The organism is Mesorhizobium sp. WSM3224, from assembly GCF_000427725.1.
GTDB lineage: Bacteria > Pseudomonadota > Alphaproteobacteria > Rhizobiales > Rhizobiaceae > Mesorhizobium.
Map to the genome: position 1 here is coordinate 200,146 of NZ_ATYO01000006.1, position 20,051 is coordinate 220,196.

Here is a 20,051-nt window from a genome sequence, read left to right on the forward strand (position 1 = left end):
CGCTGCCGCACTACCCCGGCTTCGATCGTTGAACGCATTGCGCCGCGCCGGATTTTGCCGATGCATCGAGCCGCCTATCTTCTGCTTCTGTCGACCATGCTGCTGTGGGGTGGCAATTCGGTGGCGGGCAAGCTTGCCGTCGGCCATGTCTCGCCGATGACGCTGGTGTTCCTGCGCTGGGTGATGGCGGTGCTGATCCTGCTGCCCGTCGGCTGGAGGCCGCTGCGCGAGGACTGGCCGCAGCTGCGCAGGCACTGGCGGCTGGTCGCGGCTCTCGGCGCCTGCGGCTTCACATTCTTCAACGTCATTTTCTACACGGCGCTCAACTACACGACGGCCATCAACGTCTCGATCGAGCAGGCCGCCATCCCCATCGTCATCATCCTTGCCAATTTCGCGTTCTTCCGGCTGCGCGTTCAGGCCTTGCAGATCGTCGGTGTCGCGCTCACCATCGTCGGCGTCGCGCTGACTGCGAGCCACGGCGACCTCCATCAGCTGCTGAAACTCAACCTAAATTTCGGCGACGCCATCATGCTCGTCGCGGTGCTTTGCTACAGCCTTTATTCGGTCGGGCTGCGCCTGAAACCCGCCATTCGCTGGCAAAGCCTCATGCTGGCCTTGTCGATCTCGGCGCTTCTGACCTCCGTGCCCTTCTTCATCTGGGAAGTCATGGCCGGCCGCGTCATCATGCCCGACGCAAGCGGATGGGCGATTGCGCTCTACACGGCGCTAGGCGCCTCCGTCGTGTCGCAAATCTTCTACATCAGGGGCAACGAGCTGATCGGCGCCAACCGCGCCGGCCTGTTCATCAACCTTGTGCCGATCTTCGGCACGTTGCTTTCGGTGCTGATCGTCGGCGAGCAGTTTGAGCCCTACCAGGCGCTCGCGCTCGCGCTGGTGCTCGGTGGCATTGCGCTCGCCGAATACAGCGGCAGCAGAGAAGCGCTGCAGATGCGGTGAACCCTCGATGGAATAGACCAAGCAGCAATCAACTATGCCGAGCCCATTAAGCATATCGATATTCGAATACTTCGAAGCTCGTGGGACCGATTGACTTTCTCGACTTTCAACGACCAGATGCCGAGGTCGAGCTATTTTAAGCAATTCCAGGAAAGTGTGACACGGTTGGGCTCGGCTAGTTCGCACTAAGCCTTTCCGCCCGGAATTGCGTCAGACCCAGAGTCAGGGCGGTTCACGGTGAATCGCTCCGGCTTGGATGGAGGGACCATGAATTTCCGGATGTTTTTGGCGCTGATCGCAGCCCTTTTTGGCCTCACGGCCTTTTGCGTATCGGCTTCGGCGGCCAGCATCGCCCACACCACGACGTCGCTGAATGTCCGCAGCGGCCCGGGCGCGCACTATGCCAGGATCGCAACCTTGCCGGCCGGCCAAAGGGTTGAGCTCTTCCATTGCGAGGACAGCTGGTGCTCGATTCGCGCGGCCGGTATCCATGGCTGGGCGAGCGCTGGCTACCTCGAGCGGTCCCACATCGTGCGGCCCGTGATCGTGCAGCCGCGTATCGTCATTCGCCCGCCGCATTACCGTCCGCACAGGCCGCATTGGCCGCCGCATAAGCCGCACCGGCCGCGCCCTCCCAAGCCTCACAAGCCGCAATGCAAGATCGCGCCCGGCTTCCCCTGCAAGTGAAGTTGGACAAGATCTGAATCTATCGAAACGCCCCGCCTGCACCGGCAAGCGGGGCGTTTTTCACTAAAGCATGTCTCCCGAAAGTGGAACCGGTTTCGGGACAAAGACATGCTTAAAATCAAAGACTTAAAGCATGTCGCCCAGAAGTGTGCAGCGGTTCTGGGACAACGACATGCATAAAAACAAAGACTTAAAGCGTGTCGCCTGAATCCCTTTCAGCGCGACACGCTTTAGGGCAATGGCCGTTCATGCGCTGCCGACGTCGAAATGCAGCGGCTTGGCCGAGTCGATCGACGCATGCGCCCGCACCTGCTCCAGCACCTTTTCCGGGAAGGGCGCGTCGAGGTAAAGCAGCGCGATCGCGTCGCCGCCCGGACGGTTGCGGCCGAGCTGGAAGTTGGCGATGTTGACGCCGTTCTCGCCGCAGACGGTGCCGAGCAGGCCGATGATGCCGGGCGCGTCGGCATTGGTGGTGTAGAGCATGTGCTGGCCAACCTCGGCGTCGAGGTTGATGCCCTTGATCTGGATGAAGCGCGGCTTGTGGTCGGAAAAGCACGTGCCGGCGATCGAGCGCTCCATGTGCTCGGTCTTGACGGTGAGCTTGATATAGCCGTCGAAGACGCCCGACTTGTCGCGCTTGACCTCGGCGACGATGATGCCGCGCTCCTTCACCATGATCGGCGCCGACACCATGTTGACGTCCGAGACCTGCGGCCGGATCAGGCCGGCAAGGGCGGCGCTGATCAGCGCGCGCGTGTTCATCGTCGCGGTCGAGCCGTCGAACAGTATCTCGACCTCCTTGATCGGATCCTCGGTGACCTGGCCGACAAAGGCGCCGAGCACTTCGGCGAGCTTGACGAAGGGCTTCAGCCGCGGCGCCTCCTCGGCGGTGATCGACGGCATGTTGATGGCGTTGGAAACCGCGCCCTTGATCAGATAGTCGCTCATCTGCTCGGCGACCTGCAGCGCGACATTCTCCTGTGCTTCCGCGGTCGAGGCGCCGAGATGCGGCGTGGCCACGACATTCTCCATGCCGAACAGGGCGTTCTGCTCGGCCGGTTCGGCTTCGAACACGTCGATGCCGGCGCCCGCCACCTTGCCGCTCTTCAGCGCCGCGACCAGATCGGCCTCGACGACCAGCCCGCCGCGCGCGCAGTTGATGATGCGCACGCCGTCCTTCATCTTGGCGATCGCGGCGGCATCGATGATGTTGCGCGTCTTGTCGGTCAGCGGCGTGTGCAGTGTGATGAAGTCGGCGCGGGCGAAGAGCTCGTCGAGCTCGACCTTCTGGACGCCGAGCTCCTCGGCGCGGCTGTCCGACAGGAACGGGTCGAAAGCAATCACATGCATCTTGAGCCCGACGCCGCGCGTGGCGACGATCGAGCCGATATTGCCGCAGCCGATCACACCCAGCGTCTTGCTGGTGATCTCGACACCCATGAAGCGGTTCTTTTCCCATTTGCCGGCATGGGTCGAGGCATTGGCTTCCGGGATCTGCCGCGCCAGCGCGAAGATCATCGCCACCGCATGCTCGGCCGTGGTGATCGAATTGCCGAAGGGCGTGTTCATCACGATGATGCCCCTGCGGCTGGCAGCAGGGATATCGACATTGTCGACGCCGATACCGGCGCGGCCGACGACCTTGAGCCGGGTTGCCGCATTGATCAGCTTCTCGGTGACCTTGGTCGCCGAGCGGATGGCGAGGCCGTCATATTGGCCGATGACTTCGAGCAGCTTTTCCTTGTCCTTGCCGAGATCGGGCAAGTAGTCGACATCGATGCCGCGATCCTTGAATATCTGCACGGCGGTGGTGGAAAGTTTATCCGAAACGAGAACGCGGGGCGCCATAACGGCCTCCTTGACGTGGAAATGGATGTGTCGGGAAATGGCGGCCCGCGGGCCGCCATGAAAACTCAGGCCGCGGCCTTGAGCGACGCCTTCTGCGTGGCGAAGGCCCAATCGAGCCAGGGCAGCAACGCTTCGAGATCAGCGGTCTCGACAGTGGCGCCGCACCAGATGCGCAGGCCGGGCGGCGCGTCGCGATAGGAACCGATGTCGTAGGCGACGCCTTCCTTGTCGAGCAAAGACACGATCCCCTTGGCGAAGGCCGCCTGCCCGTCGGCATCGAGCGCCGCCACGTCAGGATCGGTGAACGAGAGACAGACCGACGTGTTCGAGCGCGTTGCCGGCTCGACGGCGAGATGGCCGAGCCACGCCGACTTGCCGGCGAACCGGTCGAGCACCGCGGCGTTGGCGTCCGCGCGGGCAATGAGCGCCTCGAGCCCGCCGATCGACTTCGCCCAGTTGAGCGCGTCGAGATAGTCCTCGACGCACAGCATCGACGGCGTATTGATGGTCTCGCCCTTGAAGATGCCTTCGATCAGCTTGCCGCCCGAGGTCAGGCGGAAGATCTTCGGCAATGGCCAGGCCGGCTTGTAGGTCTCCAGCCGCTCGACCGCGCGGGGCGACAGGATCAGCATGCCGTGCGCGCCCTCGCCGCCCAGCACTTTCTGCCAGGAGAAGGTGACGACATCGAGTTTTGCGAAATCGAGCCGCTGGGCAAAAGCGGCCGAGGTCGCGTCGCAGATGGTCAAGCCCTTGCGGTCGGCCGGGATGAAATCGCCGTTCGGCACGCGCACGCCGGACGTCGTGCCGTTCCAGGTAAAGACGACATCGCGATCGAAATCGACCTGCGTCAGGTCGGGCAGCTTGCCGTAGCCGGCCTCGAACTTGCGCATGTCGGCGAGCTTGAGCTGCTTGGCGACATCCGTCACCCAGCCGGAGCCAAAACTTTCCCAGGCGACCATGTCGACGCCGCGCTCGCCGAGCAGCGACCACAGCGCCATCTCGACCGCGCCGGTGTCGGACGCCGGCACGATGCCGATGCGATAATCGGCTGGAACTCGGAGAACTTCCCGCGTCAGCTCGATTGCCTGCTCGAGCTTGCTCTGGCCGATCTTGGCGCGATGGGAGCGCCCGAGCGCGGCCTTCGACAGCGCCTCGACCGACCAGCCGGGGCGTTTTGCGCAGGGACCTGAAGAGAAATTGGGGTTTGCCGGACGGAGTCCGGGCTTGGTAGGTGTCGTCATCGTGGTCTATCCTTCCAGATAGTGGCCCCTCGTTGGGGAGGGGTGGCCCACGGACGGCGATATGCGCTCACGCTTTCGGCGTCAAGAGCAAAATTTTTGTCGCTGGCGGGATGCTCGCCTTCGAGCGCCGCGTAAAAAACGGAAATGGCGGATCTCGCGATCCGCCATCGGTATCGGGCCGCCTGCTCCGCCTACCAGAGGTCGTAGCGCAGGCCGAGCTTGACCTGGTGATTGCTGATGCCCTTGCGGACAGGGAACGAATTCGGGCTGGCGGCGGTGACATACTCTGCGTTAGGCGCGGAGAAATATTGATATCCTAGGTCGACCAAGACATTCTTGGATACCTGATAAGCAAGACCCGCATTCAGCGTATATGCCAGAGAATATTGAGACTTGTTGTCCTGTACGGTGAAGCTGTTGGCGGGGACATTGAGATCGTCATAGCGCGCTGAAAGCTTGCGCGTGCTTCGGACAACGCCGATGCCAGCGCCGATATAAGGCGTGATGCCGACATATGTGCCGAGATCGACATAGCCGTTGAGTATGCCTGTGACCGCATAATTCTTGAGATTTCCCGATGCCACGATCGACGGCGTCGCGGTTGCTGTATCGTCATAGCTGAAGCTGGCTTTGTTGCCGGGCAGATAGCCCAGGTTGAGATCGGCGCGGAGATAATCGTTGAAATGATATCCGAAGCCGATGCTCGCGAAATATGCGTCCTCGCTCTCGCTAAAGCTTTCGTTGGCGATCGTTACCGGGAAGGTGAAATCCCCATTTTCGAAGCTCTTCTGAGCCAGATAGGAGACATCGCCGCGCAGGTACCAGCCCGAGCCGACCTCGACCGGCTGGTAGTCCGGCGCCTGGTCGGCGTAGACCGGCGGATCGTAATCGGCCGCAAGCGCCGGCGTCATCGGCAACAGGATGGCTGCGGCAAGCGCTGACGCGACACGCAATCTGGATATCATGGTCCCCGGCTCCCGAAATTGGCGCCAGCCGCAAACGCGAGCGCCGTTTCAAGGAGCCATTGTTAACCATAGTGGTTAAGTGGCGGTTAAGGATAACAGCCGGTTACCGAATTGATTTCGATCGGATTTTAGCGGTGGGTGCAAAAAGCGAAAACCGCCCGGCTGACGCCGGGCGGCTGACGAATTTCAGTATAACTGGAAGCGATTACTTGGTGTAGATCGGTTCCGGTTCCGGCTGGTAGGCGACCACCGGTGCGGCGCAGCCATTGTTGCCGCCGAACTGGTAGCGCAGGCCGCCGCGCACTTCGTGGGTGTTGATGCCGCCGTCAAAGCCTGGCCCGGAACTGCTTGTATCGAACTCGAACATGCGCCCGCCCTGGATATGGGTGAAGCGGTAGCCCGCATCGAGAATCACCCTGTCGGTCAAGCAGTAGGAAGCGCCGGCCATGAGGGCGTAAGCGAAACGCCAGTTGGACGAACCAGGATTGGTCTCGGTGGTGTTCGGATCGTGGACCGTGTCCCACTTGATGTGCGCGCCGCCGATGCCGGCGCCCACGTAAGGCGTGATGCCGTGATAGGTACCGATATCGACATAGGCGTTGGCGAGCAGCAGCAGGGCGCTCATCTTCGACACCTCGGTCGACACCGTGGTCAGATCAGAGGTCTGGCCGTTGAAGTTCGACTTGAACCAGTAGTCGGCGGTCAGATCGGTACGGAAGTAATCATTGATCTTGTAGCCGACACCGCCGCCGAGCGAGAAGCCGCCCTTGAGCTTGCCGAAATCGAAATCATTGCTGCCTGGCGGTGGGCCATAAGTAATGTAGTTGATGCCGCGCAAAGTCGACTTGTGATAGTCGATGTCGCCGCGGATGTACCAGCCGCCAAAATCGACCGGCTGCGCCTCGACGACTGGCGGCGGCGCCGGCTCGACCGAAAGCGGTTCCGCGAGATCGGCGGCGAGAGCCGGGCCGGCTATCCCCGCGAACAGCGCGGCAAGCAATGCCATTCTTGCTGTCTTGAACATTCTGTCACCCCTAAGAAGCCTCGGGACGACACCGCCCGAAGTGATTGACCTCGGGTTTGGATAATGAATTGCAAAGGTTAAAAGCCGTTTAACCGTATCGATTAACCACGAATCTATGCAATTTTAACTAGAAACCAGGTGTGCGGGCCCTCCTCGGAGTGCAAACAAAAAGCCCGCCGGACGGCGGGCTCGTTGCTGCAGGCCGGCGTAGCGGCAATCTCAGGCGGCGCTGCGGTTTTCCTGGAGGATGCCGACGATGTCGTTGACGACCGCCTCGACCAGCTGCGGGTCGTCGCCCTCGGCCATGACGCGGATGAGCGGCTCGGTGCCCGAGGGCCGGATGACGAGGCGGCCGGACTTGCCAAGCCGGTTGCGCCCCTCTTCGATCGCCGCCTTGACCGGCGCTTCCTCCAGCGGCTTGCCGCCGGAGATGCGGACATTCTTCAGCAGCTGCGGCACCGGCTCGAACTTCTTCGACAGCTCGCTGACCGGGCGGTTCTGCCGCTTGATGCAGGCCAGCACCTGCAGCGCCGAGACCAGCCCGTCGCCGGTGGTCGAGAAATCGGAAAGCACGATGTGGCCGGACTGTTCGCCGCCGACGTTCAAGCCATGCGCCCGCATATGCTCGACGACATAGCGGTCGCCGACCTTGGTACGGTGCAGCTGCAATTTCATGTCGCCGAGGAAGCGCTCCAGCCCGAGATTGGACATCACGGTGGAGACGACGCCGCCGCCGGCCAGCCGTCCGCTCTGGTGCCAGGATTCGGCGATCAGCGCCATGATCTGGTCGCCATCGACAATCGCTCCGTTCTCGTCGACGATGACGACGCGGTCGGCGTCGCCGTCGAGCGCGATGCCGATGTCGGCGCGCACCTCGTGCACCTTCTTCTGCAGGCCGGCCGGATGGGTCGAGCCGCACTCCTTGTTGATGTTGAAGCCGTTCGGCTCGACATTGATCGCCACGACCTCGGCGCCGAGTTCCCACAGCGCCTCGGGCGCCACCTTGTAGGACGCGCCATTCGCGCAATCGACGACGATCCTCAGGCCCGAAAGCGACATCGAGCGCGGCAGTGTGCGCTTGGCGAATTCGATATAGCGGTCATGCACGCCATCGACGCGCTTGGCGCGGCCGAGCCCGTCGGAATCGGCGAGCGCCAGCTCGATGTCCTTGTCGAGCATGCCCTCGATGCGCTCCTCGATCTCGTCAGAGAGCTTGTAGCCGTCGGGCCCGAACAGCTTGATGCCGTTGTCGTAATAAGGATTGTGCGAGGCCGAGATCATCACGCCGATATCGGCGCGCAGCGAGCGCACCAGCATGGCGACGGCCGGTGTCGGTATGGGGCCGAGCAGGAAGACGTCCATGCCGGCGGCACACAGGCCCGCCACCATCGCGTTCTCGATCATGTAGCCGGAAAGCCGCGTGTCCTTGCCGAGCACGACGCGGTGACGATGATTGCCGCGCTGGAACGACAGCCCGGCGGCCATGCCGACACGCATGGCGATCTCGGCCGTCATCGGAAATTTGTTGGCGCGCCCGCGGATACCGTCGGTGCCGAAATACTGACCTGTCATGTTCCTTACAGTCCCCGTCGGTTTTCAGCCGCCCGTATTGCCACAATTGGGCCGCATCCGATCATCAAATTTCGTAATTGTATATTACCAATCCTTAGAAAATCATTGTCGCGGACGGCGCAGGTGATTCGACAGCCTACTACCACCTTTGATTTAGCGCCGCTACACCTGCCAGCGCGATGCTTTTCGGCCGCGTATCCGTTGGAAAAGCTTGGCTGCCGGCGAACCCGCAAGCAATTCATCACCTTATCGGGAGCAAACACACTTTGTGACGGCGTCCGTTCTGGTAGCATCTGGCGCAACCGGACATTGAGCGCTATTGATTTTGGCATAGGGACACTTACTGGCGGCAGCAAAGGGAGAAAACGCCATGCTTATTCATAGACTTGCGGCTTTGACGGGGATCGCCGTCGCGACCTTGTTCCTGGCGGCGCCAGCCAACGCGCTGACCATGGCCGAGTGCAGCACCAAGTATAATGCGGCCAAGGATGCGGGAACGCTCGCTGGCCAGACCTGGAACCAGTTCCGCAAGGCCCAGTGCGGCACCGACGCATCCGCCGCGACCGACACCAAGGCGGCGACCGATACGAAGGCGGCGACCGATACGAAGGCGGCGACCGATACCAAGGCTGCCGATACCAAGCCTGCCAAGAAGACAAAGACGGCCGCCGCTGCCGATGACGCAGCCAAGGGCCTGAGTTCCAAGGAATGCAGCGCCAAGTACCAGGCTGCAAAATCCGGCGGCACGCTGAACGGCATGAAGTGGAACGACTTCCGCAAGGCCGAGTGCGGTCCTGGCGCAACCGCCGCGGCTGCCACCGCGCCCGCCACCGACGCCAAGCCTGCCAAGACGACCAAGACCTCGACCGCGGCCGCCGATGGCGGCAAGGGCTTGAGCATGGCCGAATGCAGCACCAAGTACCAGGCTGCCAAGACCGCCAACAAGCTCAACGGCATGAAATGGAACGACTTCCGCAAGGCCGAATGCGGCGCCGCCGCCGACGATGACGACACCGTGCCGGCTCCGACGGAAGCGACCTACACCAACGAGCCGGCGAAGCCGTCCGTTGCGGCGCCGAAGGGCGTGAGCTTCCCGAAGGCGATCTCGCCGAAGTTCGCCACCGAGACCCCGGCCAAGGGCCGCATGCACACCTGCCTCGAGCAATACTACGCCAACAAGGAGGCCAACACGCTGAACGGCCTGAAGTGGATCCAGAAGGGCGGCGGCTTCTACAGCCTCTGCAATGCCAAGCTGAAGAGCTGATCGCTTAGCAGCTATCTCCGGAAAAAGCCCGCGCATCGCAAGATGCGCGGGCTTTTTGTTTGCCGTCTACGAAGCGCGAAGCCGCAACATACCGGATCATAGGAAGCAGGCATATCTTCCGGCGTTGGCGCCGCCCCTCATCTGGCTGCCGCCATCTTCTCCCCGTAAACGGGGAGAAGGACGCTGTCTCGGCGTGTTTCGCCAATCATCAGCGTTGTAGGATGAGCACCGAGGAAGCGGCCAGCCTCTTTTCTCCCCGTTCACGGGGAGAAATGCCCGGCAGGGCAATGAGGGGCAGCACCGGCCTTGAAGATGGAGCGCAGGCGACGCGAGCCGAGAGATCGGCTTGGCCGCCTTCGACGCTCCCAACCAAACAAAAACGCCGCGGTTTGATCCGCGGCGCCTATTGTATGTGTTCGCTCGTCCTCAGCTCGACGGCTGCGGCTCCATGCCGCCTTCGGGCTCGGGGCCTTTCTTGCGGCGGCCGCCGGTGCCGGCCTTCGGCACGGCCGAACCACGGCTGGGCGGAGTGTCGTCGCCAAGGTCGCGGGCGGGCTTCTGCCCCGCGATCAGCTGCTTGATCTCTTCGCCGGACAGCGTCTCGTATTCGAGCAGGCCCTGCGCCAGCGCGATCCATTCCTTCTTCTTCTTGGTCAGGATCGACTTCGCTGTCGAATAGGCCTCGTCGATCAGGCGGCGCACTTCGGCGTCGATGATCTGCGCGGTCTCTTCCGAGATGTTCTGCGTGCGCGCCACCGAATGCCCAAGGAAGACCTCTTCCTGGTTGTCGCCATAGGCGACATGGCCGAGTTTGTCGGAAAAGCCCCAGCGCGTGACCATGGCGCGCGCCAGCTTGGTCGCCTGCTCGATGTCGGAGGAGGCACCCGACGTGATGTTCTCCTTGCCGAACTTGAACTCTTCGGCGACGCGGCCGCCCATCATGATGGCGAGGCGCGAGATCATGTATTTGTAGCTCATCGAATAGCGGTCGCCTTCCGGCAACTGCATGACCATGCCGAGCGCCCGGCCACGCGGGATGATGGTGGCCTTGTGCAACGGATCGGCCGACGGCACGTTGAGCGCCAGTATGGCGTGGCCGGCCTCGTGATAGGCGGTCAGCTCCTTCTCGGCCTGGGTCATGGCCGACGAGCGGCGCTCGGCGCCCATCATGATCTTGTCCTTGGCGTCCTCGAACTCAGCCATGGTGACGAGGCGCTTGTTGCGCCGCGCCGCCATCAGCGCGGATTCGTTGACGAGGTTCATCAGGTCGGCGCCGGAGAAGCCCGGCGTGCCGCGGGCCACGACCTTGAGGTCGACATTGGGCGCCAGCGGTACGTTGCGCACATGCACCTTGAGGATCTTCTCGCGGCCGACGATGTCGGGGTTCGGCACCACCACCTGACGGTCGAAACGGCCTGGCCTCAGCAGCGCCGGGTCGAGCACGTCGGGCCGGTTGGTGGCGGCGATCAGGATGATGCTCTCGTTGGATTCGAAGCCGTCCATCTCGACCAGCAGCTGGTTGAGCGTCTGCTCGCGCTCGTCATTGCCGCCGCCGAGGCCGGCGCCGCGATGGCGGCCGACGGCGTCGATTTCGTCGATGAAGATGATGCAGGGCGCGTTCTTCTTGGCCTGGTCGAACATGTCGCGCACACGCGATGCGCCGACGCCGACGAACATCTCGACGAAGTCCGAGCCGGAAATGGTGAAGAACGGCACGTTGGCCTCGCCGGCGACCGAGCGGGCGAGCAGCGTCTTGCCGGTACCGGGAGGGCCGACCAGCAGCACGCCGCGCGGGATCTTGCCGCCGAGGCGCTGGAATTTCTGCGGATCGCGCAGGAACTCGACGATCTCCTCCAGGTCCTCCTTGGCCTCGTCGACGCCGGCGACGTCCTGGAAGGTGACGCGGCCATGCGCCTCGGTCAGAAGCTTGGCTTTCGACTTGCCGAAGCCCATGGCGCGGCCGGAGCCGGATTGCATCTGGCGCATGAAGAATATCCACACGCCGAGGATCAGGATCATCGGCAGCCACGAGATCAGATAGCCGAACAGCGAATTGGAGCCGTCGGTTTCAGGCTTGGCGGTGATGGTGACGTTCTTGTCCTGCAGCCTGGAGACAAGCGACGGGTCGCCGGGCGAATAGGTCTGGAAGCCGTTGGCGTTGTCCGTGTAGTTGCCGAAGATCCGGGCGCCGGCGATGGTCACGCTCTTGACGCGCCCGGAGGAGACATCCTGCAGGAACTGCGAATAGGCGATATCCGTCGTGGCACCACGCGTCTGCGGCGTCTGGAAAAGATTGAACAGGGCTATGAGCAGGACCGCTATGATCGCCCAGAGCGCGAGGTTGCGATAATTCGGATTCATCTATTGTCCCGTTGGGGCCCGCGCGCGGACCCACGATGATGGAGAAGCTTGGGCCTAACATAGGGAGAGCGCCCCCCATTGCCAAGCAGAACAGCACGTATCGGTTAAGCTTTCGCCCACCCTCCACCGCCATCATGTCCATGGAATGGCGGCGCCGGCAGCGGCGGCGCGCCGACAAGCGCCGCAACCGCAGCGGCGGGCTCGATGTCGAAGGAAGGCAGGAAGCGCTGGAAAGGGGCTACCGCAGGAACGATCGAGACCGATTGCGGGCCGGCATTGCCACCAGCAAAATCAAGGCATTCGCCTCCGGCCCACAGCGAGGGCTCCGCTGCAAGTGCAGCGCGTGAAAGGCTTGGCGGAATATCCTCGCTCAACGCTGCCCGCCTGGCGGCGGCGGGCCCCAGCGGCGCGATCACCAAGTCGCCCGGCCCGTCTTTCAAAGTGATGCGCCGCCTGTTGTCCCAAAGCCGGTTGTCCACCGGCGGCGCGGCGACGGGTAGGTCGCGCCTCTCACGGCGAAGGAAAATGCCGGTTCGCCGCGCGTCGATCACCGTCCGCGACAATGTGGCACGAAGCGGCGCGGACCGCAGGCGGGAAAACAGCGCGGCGCAGCGCGCCTCATCGGCCGGAAACGATACCCCGCCTACGGTGGCCAGCAGGATGCGCAGCGCATAGATGGCGGCTTGGCTGTCCTCATGCGCGGCAAAACCGCGGTCGAGGCGGACAAGGCCCGGCACCGGCATGCTGGCAAAGGCGCCGATCAGCAGAGCTGCGCGATGGCCGAAATCCTCGCGTTCGACGGCCGCCCGGGCGGCCCGTGCCAGCGCTCCCGCGATGCGCTGTTCGCCCTCGCCCTGAGCGAGCGCCGCGCGCACGCGCGGCCGCTCGAAGCGGACATCGACATTGGTCGGGTCCTCGATCCAGCCGATGTCGCGGCGCCGCAGCATGTCGCGCAGCGCCGCGCGCCGTGTGCCGAGCAGCGGCCGGACGATCCAGGTCCGCCAGTCGTGAAGCGTGGCGGGCGCCATGCCGGCGACACCGCGGCCGTCATCGTCGCGTGCCTGCCGCATCAGCACCGTCTCCGCCTGGTCGTCGGCGGTGTGGCCGGTCAGGATCAGCTTGATGCCTGCGGCGTCGGCCGCCGCGGCAAGCAGATTGTAGCGCGCCTCGCGCGCGGCGGCCGGCAGCCCGCTGGCGGGCTTGTCGCCGCTCCAGGCAAGAATGCGATGCGCAATGCCGCGCTCGACACAAAAGCGGGCGACGAGCCGCGCTTCGGCGGCGGAACCGGGACGCAAGCCGTGATCGACCGTCACCGCGAGCAGCCTGGCGGTCGATGCGGTCCGGTCGAGGTAATCTTTGAGGAGAAGGAGCAGGGCGGTCGAATCGCTGCCGCCGGATACGGCCGCAACGGCGCCGTTCGAGAAGTCCAGGTCGGAAAAAAGGCAGTCTGAAAGGTCAGGTTTGATGTCGGCCGTCAGCACGACGCCAGGGCCTTTTCCTGCTTGATGCGTTCCTTGAGCGTGCCGGAAACGTCGGGGTAGCGCTTGCCGATTTCGCTGAAGGTGGCGCAGGCCACGTCGTTCTGCTTCAGGCCGACCAGCGAGACGCCGAGCTTTAGCAGCATGTCGGGCGCCTTCTTGGCCTTCGGATAGTCCTTGCTGGCGGCGAGGAAGACTTCGGCCGCGTCGCGGTATTTCTGCTGACCGAGCAGCGACTCGCCCAGCCAGTAATGCGCGTCCGCCGCCTTGGCGTCCTTGGGGAAGCGGGAAATATGGTCGCGGAAACCCTGCTCGGCGGTCGGATAGTCGCCCGACAGGATGAACTGGTAGGAGTTGCGATAGAGCTCGTCGGGATCGTTGGTCGACGGCAGGGCGGCGACTTCGGTGCCGCCGGACTTGCTCTTCTTGGCCGGTGTTTCGGCGGAAGGAGCGTTTGCCGTGGCCGCGGGAGCCTCCGCCGGCGCGCTGGCCTGCGGGCCGGTCTCGGCGTTGACGACGTTGCCGTTCTTGTCGACGGTGATGGTGCCGAAATTCTTCGGCGGCGCGCCGGTGATCAGCTTGCCGGGATCGCCGGTCTGCGATTCCACGATGACGTCGCCGACGCTCTTGCCGTCGCCGTTTTGCCCACCGGTGTCGGCTGGCGCCTGCGTCGCCGGGGCTCGGGCGACGCTGTTATCGGTTCCGGCGTCGCCGGTACCGGATTGACCGGTGCCGGCATCGCCGAGATTGCTGTTCCCGTTGTTGCTGTTCCCGTCCGGGGGCGCGGCTTCCGATTTCTTCTGCCCGGCCGGTTTGGCGCCTCCTTGCGTGCCGCCCTCGAGCTGCTGGAAGCGGAACTCATTGTCTTCCTGCTGCTTTCGCATCTGTTCCTGCATCTGCAGGATCTGGAAATTGAGCTCCTCGATCTTGCCGTTCATCTGGCGAAGCTGGTCCTCCAGACCAGTCATGCCGGCGCCGCCTTCCTGTTGCGCGACCTGCGCCTGTTCCGGCTTCTTCTTGTCGCCGAAGATGCCGAGCGTCGGCAGATGGAAGGTGAACCCTCTGTCGGAGGCCTGCCCGGTGTTGTCGGCCGGCGCGGCCAGGCTTGGGAGGCTTGATACGAGCAGCAGCGCAAGCGTGCCGCTCAGGACCGTTCTGAAATGCATTCTGTCTCTCGCGGTGGGTGTTGGCCTGATGCGCCTTTCCAAATCAAAACTGGGGAGGAAGCGCCCTCGCGCTCATAGCAGGACGCGAGACTTCGGCCAAATTTTGTTTCGGTTTGTCGCATATGAAAAAGGCGGCCCTGCGGCCGCCTTTCATTTCCAACTGTTGTATTTTTGTCGCCCGTGACGCCGCGCCGAAGCGCCCGCCGCGGCGGCGGGATCTTAGGAACCAGCGCCAGACAGCGTGGTGACGGCACGGCGGTTCTGCGACCAGCAGGAGATGTCGTCGCAGACCGCGACCGGGCGCTCCTTGCCGTAGGAGATCGTCTTCAGGCGGCCGGCGGAGACGCCCTTGGAGACCAGGAAGTCGCGAGTGGCGGCGGCGCGGCGGGCGCCCAGCGCCAGATTGTACTCACGCGTGCCGCGCTCGTCGGCATGGCCTTCGATGACGATCGCGTACTGCCGGTACTGGTTGAGCCACTGCGCTTGACGACCGAGCGTTGTCTGAGCATCGGCGCGGATCGACGCGGAATCGGTGTCGAAGAAGATACGGTCACCGATGTTGACGGTGAAATCCTGCGCGGAGCCCGGCGTGGCGGCCCCGGCGCCGTTGAGGCCGAGATCGGCCGCGCTGTTCGGGGTCTTCTTCGATGCGCAACCGGTGATGGCGAGAAGCGCCACCAGCGCGATCATCGCCGGGTTTCTCGTAAGTGCTGCGATACGGCCCATGCCGCCCTCTCCTTCGTATTCGAGTGATTTCGTTGATCACCCAGTAACCACGTTTGGGTTAACCGCCGTTCAAGAAACAGGGTTAATTTTTGGTTTCGAGCCGCCGTCCGCGGCCGTTTTTGCCGGTCTCACATTGCGTGCGGACCGTAGGCGGAAATGCGGCCAAAACGCGACCGGCTTGTGAAAAAAGAGGCCAGAAAGGCCTCTTTTCCATGGTTCTCAGACAAATGCGACACTATTCCAGCAACGGCGACCAGGCCGGATCCGAAGCATAGTTCGCGGTCGGAATCTGCTGTTCGTTGCGGCCGGTGAGATCGACCGAGACAAGCTTCGGTCCGCCGGCGGAATCGCGGAAGAACATCAGCACGCGACCGTTCGGCGCCCAGGTCGGGCCCTCCTGCTGGAAGCCGGAGGACAGGATGCGCTCGCCCGAGCCGTCGGTCTTCATGACGCCGATCTGGAACTCGCCGCCGCTCTGCTTGGTGAAGGCGATCAGGTCGCCGCGCGGCGACCAGACAGGGGTCGAATAGACGCCCTCGCCGAAGGAGATGCGGTGCGGATTGGAGCCGTCCGCTCCCATGACGTAGATTTGCGAGCGGCCGCTGCCGCCGCCACGGTCGGAGGTGAAGACGATCTGCGAGCCGTCCGGCGAATAGGACGGCGAGGTGTCGATGGCGGTCGAATCGGTGAGCCGCGTCGTCGAGCGGCTTCGCAGATCCATGGCGAAGATGTTGGAGTTGCCGTCGTCGCGCAGCAGGCTCATGATCACCTTCTGGCCATCGGGCGAGAAGCGCGGCGCAAACGTCATGCCGGGGAAATTGCCCACCAGCTCGCGCTGGCCGGTCTCGATCTGCAGCAGGTAGACCTTCGGCTGTCCGCTCTCATAGGACATGTAGGTGATTTCCTGCCGGTTCGGCGAGAAACGCGGCGTCAGAACGATCGCGCGGCCGTCGGACAGATAGCGCACATTGGCGCCGTCCTGGTCCATGATGGCGAGGCGCTTCTTGCGCGCGTTCTTGGCGCCGGATTCGTCGACGAAGACGACGCGGGTGTCGAAATAGCCCTTTTCGCCGGTGATCCGCTCATAGATGGCGTCGGCGATGATATGGGCGACGCGCCTGGTGTTGGCATCGTTGGCGAAGAACTGCTCGCCCGCCATCTGCTGGCCAGCGAACGTATCCCACAGCCGGTACTGGGCGCGGATGCGGCCGTCAGCTTCCTTGCCGACGCTGCCGGTGACCAGCGCCTGCGCATTGATCACCTTCCAGTCCTCGAAGCGCGGCGTGGCGTCCGGACCCGAGATCTTCTCAATGAAAGCGCTCTTGTCGATCGGCGCGAACAGGCCGGAACGCTTCAGGTCGGCCGTCACGATCTCCGTGATCTGGGCGCCGAGTGCATCACCGGACTGGAAATCCGTGATGGCGATCGGCAGCGGTTCGACATTGCCCTTGTTGACGTTGATCTCGACCAGGGCCCATGCCGGGGCTGCGGCGCCAACCATGGAACCCAATGCCATTGTCGCGACCATCAGGAGCGGCTTGAGGATAAATTTCATGTCTTCTCGCTTCTCTTCACTGAGTGTGCGGAGGGCAGGCCTCAGAGGCCAAGCATTTCCCTCGGATCGAAAGTGACCTTGATCTGCCCCCAGATATCCTGCTTTCCGGCAGGAACCTGTAGGCCGGCCATGTCGCATTTCTGGATAGCGCGCACCGCGCTTTCGTCGACCTGGCGATTCCCGCTCGATTTCTCGACGACAGGCCGGCCGTCCAGCTTGCCCGAGGCGTCGAGATTGAACGAAATCACAGCTGTCAGGTCATCCGAGGCCTCCATGCCCGCCGGAAAGGTCCAGCAACCCGCAAGCTGATCGCGCAGAGCCCCTTCCTCCGACTTCGACAGCTTCTGGCCCTGGTCCTTTTCGCCGCCGAGCGAGGCCTGCTGGGTCGAGCGTTTGGCGCCGCCGCCGGACGGCTTCTGCTTGTCCAGCAGGGCAGAAATCTCATCGGCATTGAACTGCTTGTCGTCCGACTTCGGCTTCGAGGAGGCTTCCTTGACGGGCTTTTCAGCGTCCTTGCGTTCCGGCGCCTTGGCGCTCTCGGCCGGAGCGGGCTGCGGCTTCGGCCGCGCCTCCGGCGCAGGGGCTGAATCCGGCAGCTTCGCCTCGTCCGTCGGTTGGTCCTGTGAGATCGCCTCGGCGACGGCGTCGGGCTTGACCTCTTCCTTCTGGATAGCGGCGGTCGTGTCCTTCGGCGGCGCGGGCGTGGGCTCCTTGGCCGGCGTCGGCTTGGGTTCCGTCTGCTTGACCGGCTCGGGCTTGACCTCTTCCTTCGGCGTCGGCGTCGGCGCGACCTCCGTTGCAGGCGTCGGCTTCGGCTTCTCCTGCGGCTTCGGCACGTCTTCCACCGCCGGCTTCTCTTTCGGTGTCGGCGCCGGCGGCGGCGCCGCGGTCTTCTCGACCGGCTTCGGCTTGGCTTCGTCCGTCACCGGCTTGTCGGTGTCGACGGTGTTCTCGCCGACCTTCTGGGCATTGGGCACGATATCGGGACGCTTGGTCGGCAGCGGCGCCGGCTTTTCATGCATCACCGACTTCTTGTCGCCCTGCAGCGTCTGCGGCACGGCTTCCATGGGCACGATGTCGACCGCCACGGACTCCACGTCCGCGGCCGGCATGGCCGGCGGCGACGACAGCGAGAACAGCCCGAAGGCCAGCGCCACCGTATGCAAGATCACCGATGAGGTGAGGCCGGTCCGCATTTGGCGTCTACTGATCCTGTTCCTGCAGCGAGACCAGGCCGATATTCTTATAGCCGGCCGCCGAAATGCGGGCCATCACCTTCATCGCCGTGCCGTAGTCGGTCAGCTTGTCGCCGCGGATGAAGATGCGCTCGTCATAGCCGGTCTTGGAAATCGCCTGCAACTTGGCCACCAGCTCGTCGATCGGGATTTCGGTTTCCTGCAGATAGATCTGACCGGCGGCGTTGATCGACACGGTGATCGGCTGCGTGTCGACATTCATCGCCTTGGCCTGCGTGTCGGGCAGGTCGATCGGCACGCCCACGGTCAAAAGCGGCGCCGCGACCATGAAGATGATCAGCAGCACCAGCATCACGTCGACCATCGGCGTGACGTTGATTTCGGATATCAGCGCATGGTGGCGGCCACGGCGCCTATGACCGCGTCCGCCTCGCCCCGAGCCACCTGCGCCAGCAGCAGTCATCCCCATGATCGTTCCTCAGGCCTTCTGCGCTACTTTTTCATCGATTTGGCGCGAGAGTATGGCGGAAAACTCGTCCGCGAACCCTTCCATGCGCATGCCGAGCTTGTTCGCGTCCGATGACAGCTTGTTGTAGGCGATGACGGCGGGAATGGCCGCGAGCAGGCCGATCGCCGTCGCCAGCAGCGCTTCCGCGATGCCGGGCGCTACGACCGAAAGGCTGGTGTTCTTCGAGGCCGCGATCGCCTGGAACGACGTCATGATGCCGATGACGGTGCCGAACAGGCCGATGAAGGGGGCGGCCGACCCGGTGGTGGCGAGAAAGCCGAGGCGACCCTCCAGCTTCTCCATCTCGCGTGTCAGCGCCAGGTCCATCGCCTTGTCGATACGGGTCTGCAGCGCCAGCGCCGATTTCGCACCTTTTTCGAAACTCTTCTTCCATTCGCGCATGGCGGCAACGAAGATCGCGCCCATGCCGGTGGTCTTGCGGTCGGACAGCGTGCGGTAAAGGTCCTCGAGCGACTGGCCGGACCAGAAAATCTGCTCGAAGCGGTTGAGCGCCAGCCGCATGCGGCTATAGGCGACAAGCTTGTCGATGATGATCGCCCAGGTCCAGATCGAGGCGCAGAGCAGGCCGATCATGACCAGCTTGACCACCCAGCCCGCCTGCATGAACAGGGCCCAGATCGACAGATGCGCGCCCGGTTCGGCGAGTGCGATGTTTTCCATGACTTAAGTCCTTAAGATTTTCCGGGCATCGCTGGCGGCTGGCCCATGGGCATCCCTTTGGTCCGATCGCGCGAAGCTTGAAGCTTGCGGGACAAGCCCCGAATGCACCGTTCCGCGGCCTTTTCGAGGCAAATATTGGTGAAAGGAAGGCGCACGAATTGCGCCAATCTTCGCCAATTCCTTCATGAACCGTTATGGTTAAGGATGGGTTAGTGTGTAGGGCGCGGCGCATTGCCGCGCTTGGTTGGGCCGGTGGGCGAGGCGCGACGCAAGGGCAAGCTGAGATTCAGGTCAGGCCGGCCTCACCTGAATATCAGCTTGGCCGAGGCATGAAGGCGGCAATCCATTCCTTTGGAAACCGCTTCGGCCGGCCGCTTTCGCCGACAATCGCCGCTTCGACCATGGCCTCGACCAGCACATCGCCGCCGCGCTTCAATTGCTGCCCCATGAAGATGCGCGCGCCGGAAATATCGTCGGTGCGGGTGTCGATGGTGAGGATGTCGTCCATGCGCGCCGGCGAGCGGAAGTCGATCTCCATGCGCCGCACCACCCAGACGATGCGCTCGCCATGCTTGCCGTCCAAAAGCTCGGTATGATGCACGCCGGTGAGCCTCAGGTAATCTGAACGGCCGCGTTCGAGGAACTCGAGATAGCGCGCATGATAGACGACGCCGGAAAAATCGGTGTCGGCATAGTAGACCCTGGCCATCAGCCGGTGGCCGAAATCCGTCAAAGTTCCGGAAAGCCCGGCGCTGAGCGCCGCCGATTCACCATGATCGTCCATCGCGCTTTCCTTTTCTGGTCTGAACGGGCAGGTGT

At 63.4% G+C, this 20,051-nt stretch carries 17 protein-coding genes; 3 read left to right on the forward strand and 14 right to left on the reverse strand.

Annotation, left to right across the window (positions count from 1 at the left end):
- The first annotated feature begins 60 nt into the window (after positions 1 to 60).
- Positions 61 to 960 carry a DMT family transporter gene (locus YU3_RS0113240; RefSeq protein WP_027166704.1) on the forward strand — a complete coding sequence of 300 codons (900 nt, stop codon included), beginning with the start codon at positions 61 to 63 and terminating at the stop codon, positions 958 to 960.
- Positions 961 to 1,227: 267 nt separating this feature from the next.
- Positions 1,228 to 1,647, forward strand: coding sequence for an SH3 domain-containing protein (locus YU3_RS36460; RefSeq protein WP_051333931.1), 420 nt, complete (start codon positions 1,228 to 1,230; stop codon positions 1,645 to 1,647).
- A 246-nt stretch (positions 1,648 to 1,893) separates the two neighbouring features.
- On the opposite strand, the gene serA is transcribed toward YU3_RS36460, so the two are convergent.
- From serA to glmM, 5 genes are all read right to left on the reverse strand, one after another.
- Positions 1,894 to 3,495 (reverse strand): phosphoglycerate dehydrogenase, encoded by a 1,602-nt coding sequence (gene serA / locus YU3_RS0113250; protein WP_027166705.1) that lies wholly within the window; start codon positions 3,493 to 3,495, stop codon positions 1,894 to 1,896.
- A gap of 65 nt (positions 3,496 to 3,560) precedes the next feature.
- On the reverse strand, positions 3,561 to 4,736 hold the full coding sequence (locus YU3_RS0113255) for a phosphoserine transaminase (protein WP_027166706.1): 1,176 nt from the start codon (positions 4,734 to 4,736) through the stop codon (positions 3,561 to 3,563).
- A 191-nt stretch (positions 4,737 to 4,927) separates the two neighbouring features.
- Positions 4,928 to 5,701, reverse strand: coding sequence for an outer membrane protein (locus tag YU3_RS0113260; protein WP_027166707.1), 774 nt, complete (start codon positions 5,699 to 5,701; stop codon positions 4,928 to 4,930).
- A 205-nt stretch (positions 5,702 to 5,906) separates the two neighbouring features.
- Complete coding sequence (locus YU3_RS0113265; protein ID WP_027166708.1) at positions 5,907 to 6,725, reverse strand: outer membrane protein; 819 nt, start codon at positions 6,723 to 6,725, stop codon at positions 5,907 to 5,909.
- 219 nt (positions 6,726 to 6,944) lie between these two features.
- Entirely contained in the window at positions 6,945 to 8,297 is a 1,353-nt protein-coding gene (gene glmM / locus YU3_RS0113270; protein WP_027166709.1) for a phosphoglucosamine mutase, read from the reverse strand.
- A 370-nt stretch (positions 8,298 to 8,667) separates the two neighbouring features.
- Here glmM and YU3_RS0113275 point away from each other — a divergent pair, with 370 nt between their 5' ends.
- Positions 8,668 to 9,561, forward strand: a complete 894-nt coding sequence (locus tag YU3_RS0113275; RefSeq protein ID WP_027166710.1) for a hypothetical protein — start codon at positions 8,668 to 8,670, stop codon at positions 9,559 to 9,561.
- 426 nt (positions 9,562 to 9,987) lie between these two features.
- Here the strand turns inward: YU3_RS0113275 and ftsH are convergent, their stop codons facing one another.
- The 9 genes from ftsH to ybgC form a co-directional block, all read right to left on the reverse strand.
- Positions 9,988 to 11,922, reverse strand: a complete 1,935-nt coding sequence (ftsH, locus tag YU3_RS0113280; RefSeq protein WP_027166711.1) for an ATP-dependent zinc metalloprotease FtsH — start codon at positions 11,920 to 11,922, stop codon at positions 9,988 to 9,990.
- Between the two features lie 104 nt (positions 11,923 to 12,026).
- Positions 12,027 to 13,403, reverse strand: coding sequence for a tRNA lysidine(34) synthetase TilS (gene tilS / locus YU3_RS0113285; RefSeq protein ID WP_027166712.1), 1,377 nt, complete (start codon positions 13,401 to 13,403; stop codon positions 12,027 to 12,029).
- On the reverse strand, positions 13,397 to 14,566 hold the full coding sequence (ybgF, locus tag YU3_RS0113290) for a tol-pal system protein YbgF (RefSeq protein ID WP_027166713.1): 1,170 nt from the start codon (positions 14,564 to 14,566) through the stop codon (positions 13,397 to 13,399). Before ybgF ends, tilS begins: the two co-directional genes overlap by 7 nt.
- A gap of 219 nt (positions 14,567 to 14,785) precedes the next feature.
- On the reverse strand, positions 14,786 to 15,292 hold the full coding sequence (gene pal, locus YU3_RS0113295; protein WP_027166714.1) for a peptidoglycan-associated lipoprotein Pal: 507 nt from the start codon (positions 15,290 to 15,292) through the stop codon (positions 14,786 to 14,788).
- 235 nt (positions 15,293 to 15,527) lie between these two features.
- Positions 15,528 to 16,820 carry a Tol-Pal system beta propeller repeat protein TolB gene (gene tolB, locus YU3_RS0113300; RefSeq protein WP_245273501.1) on the reverse strand — a complete coding sequence of 431 codons (1,293 nt, stop codon included), beginning with the start codon at positions 16,818 to 16,820 and terminating at the stop codon, positions 15,528 to 15,530.
- Between the two features lie 68 nt (positions 16,821 to 16,888).
- The gene (locus YU3_RS0113305) at positions 16,889 to 18,043 is read right to left on the reverse strand and encodes a TonB family protein (RefSeq protein ID WP_027166716.1); all 1,155 of its coding nucleotides are present in this window, start codon (positions 18,041 to 18,043) and stop codon (positions 16,889 to 16,891) included.
- Between the two features lie 7 nt (positions 18,044 to 18,050).
- A complete protein-coding gene (gene tolR / locus YU3_RS0113310; protein WP_027166717.1) occupies positions 18,051 to 18,512 on the reverse strand; it encodes a protein TolR in 462 nt (153 codons plus the stop codon).
- Between the two features lie 9 nt (positions 18,513 to 18,521).
- Positions 18,522 to 19,232 carry a protein TolQ gene (gene tolQ, locus YU3_RS0113315; protein ID WP_027166718.1) on the reverse strand — a complete coding sequence of 237 codons (711 nt, stop codon included), beginning with the start codon at positions 19,230 to 19,232 and terminating at the stop codon, positions 18,522 to 18,524.
- A 313-nt stretch (positions 19,233 to 19,545) separates the two neighbouring features.
- Positions 19,546 to 20,016, reverse strand: coding sequence for a tol-pal system-associated acyl-CoA thioesterase (gene ybgC / locus YU3_RS0113320; protein ID WP_027166719.1), 471 nt, complete (start codon positions 20,014 to 20,016; stop codon positions 19,546 to 19,548).
- Between the last annotated feature and the right edge of the window lie 35 nt (positions 20,017 to 20,051).

Bases quoted from the DNA above. Each gene is read 5' to 3' on its own strand.
- YU3_RS0113240 (WP_027166704.1), top strand. From the start codon at position 61: ATGCATCGAGCCGCCTATCTTCTGCTTCTGTCGACCATGCTGCTGTGG.
- YU3_RS36460 (WP_051333931.1), top strand. From the start codon at position 1,228: ATGAATTTCCGGATGTTTTTGGCGCTGATCGCAGCCCTTTTTGGCCTC.
- serA (WP_027166705.1), bottom strand. From the start codon at position 3,495: ATGGCGCCCCGCGTTCTCGTTTCGGATAAACTTTCCACCACCGCCGTG.
- YU3_RS0113255 (WP_027166706.1), bottom strand. From the start codon at position 4,736: ATGACGACACCTACCAAGCCCGGACTCCGTCCGGCAAACCCCAATTTC.
- YU3_RS0113260 (WP_027166707.1), bottom strand. From the start codon at position 5,701: ATGATATCCAGATTGCGTGTCGCGTCAGCGCTTGCCGCAGCCATCCTG.
- YU3_RS0113265 (WP_027166708.1), bottom strand. From the start codon at position 6,725: ATGTTCAAGACAGCAAGAATGGCATTGCTTGCCGCGCTGTTCGCGGGG.
- glmM (WP_027166709.1), bottom strand. From the start codon at position 8,297: ATGACAGGTCAGTATTTCGGCACCGACGGTATCCGCGGGCGCGCCAAC.
- YU3_RS0113275 (WP_027166710.1), top strand. From the start codon at position 8,668: ATGCTTATTCATAGACTTGCGGCTTTGACGGGGATCGCCGTCGCGACC.
- ftsH (WP_027166711.1), bottom strand. From the start codon at position 11,922: ATGAATCCGAATTATCGCAACCTCGCGCTCTGGGCGATCATAGCGGTC.
- ybgF (WP_027166713.1), bottom strand. From the start codon at position 14,566: ATGCATTTCAGAACGGTCCTGAGCGGCACGCTTGCGCTGCTGCTCGTA.
- pal (WP_027166714.1), bottom strand. From the start codon at position 15,292: ATGGGCCGTATCGCAGCACTTACGAGAAACCCGGCGATGATCGCGCTG.
- tolB (WP_245273501.1), bottom strand. From the start codon at position 16,820: ATGGTCGCGACAATGGCATTGGGTTCCATGGTTGGCGCCGCAGCCCCG.
- YU3_RS0113305 (WP_027166716.1), bottom strand. From the start codon at position 18,043: ATGCGGACCGGCCTCACCTCATCGGTGATCTTGCATACGGTGGCGCTG.
- tolR (WP_027166717.1), bottom strand. From the start codon at position 18,512: ATGGGGATGACTGCTGCTGGCGCAGGTGGCTCGGGGCGAGGCGGACGC.
- tolQ (WP_027166718.1), bottom strand. From the start codon at position 19,232: ATGGAAAACATCGCACTCGCCGAACCGGGCGCGCATCTGTCGATCTGG.
- ybgC (WP_027166719.1), bottom strand. From the start codon at position 20,016: ATGGACGATCATGGTGAATCGGCGGCGCTCAGCGCCGGGCTTTCCGGA.